The organism is Anaerobacillus sp. MEB173, from assembly GCF_052119505.1.
Lineage (GTDB): Bacteria > Bacillota > Bacilli > Bacillales > JBJMAU01 > JBJMAU01.
Genome location: NZ_JBJMAU010000040.1, coordinates 1 through 2440 on the forward strand (window position 1 = coordinate 1; position 2440 = coordinate 2440).

At 34.5% G+C, this 2440-nt stretch carries 2 protein-coding genes and 1 rRNA gene; 2 read left to right on the forward strand and 1 reads right to left on the reverse strand.

Annotated features, from left to right (window positions below; genetic code table 11):
• Positions 1-91: 91 nt before the first annotated feature.
• A 5S ribosomal RNA gene (gene rrf, locus ACJ2A9_RS23390) occupies positions 92-207 on the forward strand.
• Positions 208-399: 192 nt separating this feature from the next.
• On the forward strand, positions 400-1326 hold the full coding sequence (cyoE, locus tag ACJ2A9_RS23395) for a heme o synthase (protein ID WP_441424104.1): 927 nt from the start codon (positions 400-402) through the stop codon (positions 1324-1326).
• 285 nt (positions 1327-1611) lie between these two features.
• Here cyoE and ACJ2A9_RS23400 read toward each other — a convergent pair whose 3' ends face one another.
• Entirely contained in the window at positions 1612-2043 is a 432-nt protein-coding gene (locus ACJ2A9_RS23400) for a YndM family protein (RefSeq protein WP_441424105.1), read from the reverse strand.
• Between the last annotated feature and the right edge of the window lie 397 nt (positions 2044-2440).

The window sequence follows — 2440 nt, forward strand, 5'->3', positions numbered from 1 at the left end:
GAGGGAATGAATCCTTTAATTTGGAGTTGCGCTGTAAACTTCCATGAGAAGCCTACATCAATTCTAAATTCTTAATTCTAAATTAGCGTAGCCCGGTGGCGATAGCGAAGAGGTCACACTCGTTCACATGCCGAACACGACAGTTAAGCTCTTCAGCGCCGATGGTAGTTGGGGGTTTCCCCCTGTGAGAGTAGGACGTTGCCAGGCAAAAAATAGGACTAATCATATTTGATTTAGTCCTATTTTTTGTTCAAATTTGGATCATTATGTGTCTCTTTTATGAAGTAATTCTATTTTGGAAGTTTAACTGTTTACAGATAGAGAAATCCATTATAAGATTACGAGGATAAAATTGATGTTGTGAAAATAAAAATCGGAAATGAAATGGTGGCGTAAGTAATGGGTAAAGAAGAGAGAACATCTCTACGACATAGATTAATAGAACAAAAGAAACCTAGCCTTATCGCTGATCTTAAAGCACTAATAAAAGCAAAAGTATTAATTGCAAATACATTCCCTGTTTTTATTGGATTTTGGTTAGTTTTACATTTCTCCAATGCTTTGTTTGTTGATTACCTCGACCTATTTTTGCTAACGGTCTTTGGAAGTACATTGGTAATTGCGGGTGCACTTATTATTAATAATTGGTATGATGCTGATATCGACAGTGTCATGGCAAGGACGCAGCATCGACCAACCGTAACAGGGACGATTTCTAGAAAGGTTGTTTTCATGCTTGGTATTGCAACGTCAGTTGTCGGGTTTGTTTTATTGTTTTTTACAACAGTTGAGGCTACTATTTATGCGTTTATAGGGTGGTTTACGTATGTTGTGTTATATACAATGTGGTCAAAAAGACGGTACACGTTAAATACAGTGATTGGAAGCGTATCTGGCGCAGTGACTCCTCTGATTGGGTGGGCTGCAGTCGAATCAGCATTTCATATTGTGCCGATCGCCTTGTTTCTTATCATATTTATTTGGCAAATGCCACACACATTTGCGATTGCTATAAAGAAATATAACGAATATAAAGCTGCTGGGGTAGCTATGCTCCCAGTAGTACATGGATTTGAAATGACAAAACGGGTAACGTTGGTTTATATTGTTTGTTTATTGCCATTACCGTTTTTGTTAATGTCACTGGGGATAACCTTTGTGATTGTTGCTGCATTACTTACAATTGCTTGGATTTTCGCTAGCATTTACGGATTTTATACGAAAGATGATTTCAAATGGGCTCATCTCATGTTCTTGTTTTCAGTTAACTATTTAATGATTTTATTTATGTTGATGTTCATTGTTACATTACCGCTATTTAGTTGAAGCGAGTAATTCAAAAGTTGTTTCTGATGTGATATTCAAGTCAGAAACAGCTTTTTTATGTGGGCAGAAATTCTTCCATTGTAGATGGTCGATTATCTTGTAAATAATTAAGGTGTACGGGAATTGCGTTTAAATAGTAATAGTTGAGTAATAATAGCCAAAAGCGGTAAAATCATCGGTAAAGGAATAAATATATTGGCAATAATACAAGCGTTAGAGTGTTTTGTTTTTGGTATAAAAGGAAAAAGGACTGTATCAAGTCCTTCGTATTTGTAAGTAATTCGACTATTTTTTTGTAGGTTTTGGGTCGTGTTCTTCAGCAAACTCAAAAGCAACATTTTGATTGAAGTTGCGATGGTTTTCCCGTACAATTGGCTTTACATTTTTTATTATATAAGAATGGACAAACACTTCTGATCCTGCAATAAGTGTTGCTGAAATAATACTTCCCCAGCCAATCTGAAAATAGCTAGTGAAGAAAACAGAGCCAAATATCCAAACAATTAAATATATTAGGAAAAAATCTACAACAACTGCGTTACTTTTTCCAATCCGTGGGAGAATAATTTGATCTCCAATAAAATAAGAGATAATCGTAACAGCTAAGCTGAATGAAAGGATTTCTACTATTGTTGCATTAAAAAATAGGCCTAGGCTAATCCAAAAGATAATAGAGCATGTTACGAACTTAATCAATAAAACATTAAAATGCTGCATGATATAAATCCTCCTTTTTTGATTAATTTTGTGCAGAATGATTAATATCCATACCTAAGTTTTGAAGAGTGATAAAAACTTTGATATGGTGCTTGGAATGAAGTTAGTTTGTACAATAAGAAGAGTATAATTGTTGCTTTATTATATTAGTTGTGGTAAAGTAGTAACTCTGAGCAAAACGAAGTGTTTTTTAAAAAAAAAGATTACAAAACACTTGCACAGAATTAAATAACGTGATATAGTATTACTTGTCGCTGATGAGCGAGAAAACGCATTAGAAGCTAACGAAATAACTTTTGAAAAAAAGATGTTACGTAGAATTATGATGTGTGTTATACTAAATCTTGTCGCTAACAACGACGCAAGTCAGCAAAGAAGTAAACCAAATCAGTAGCCT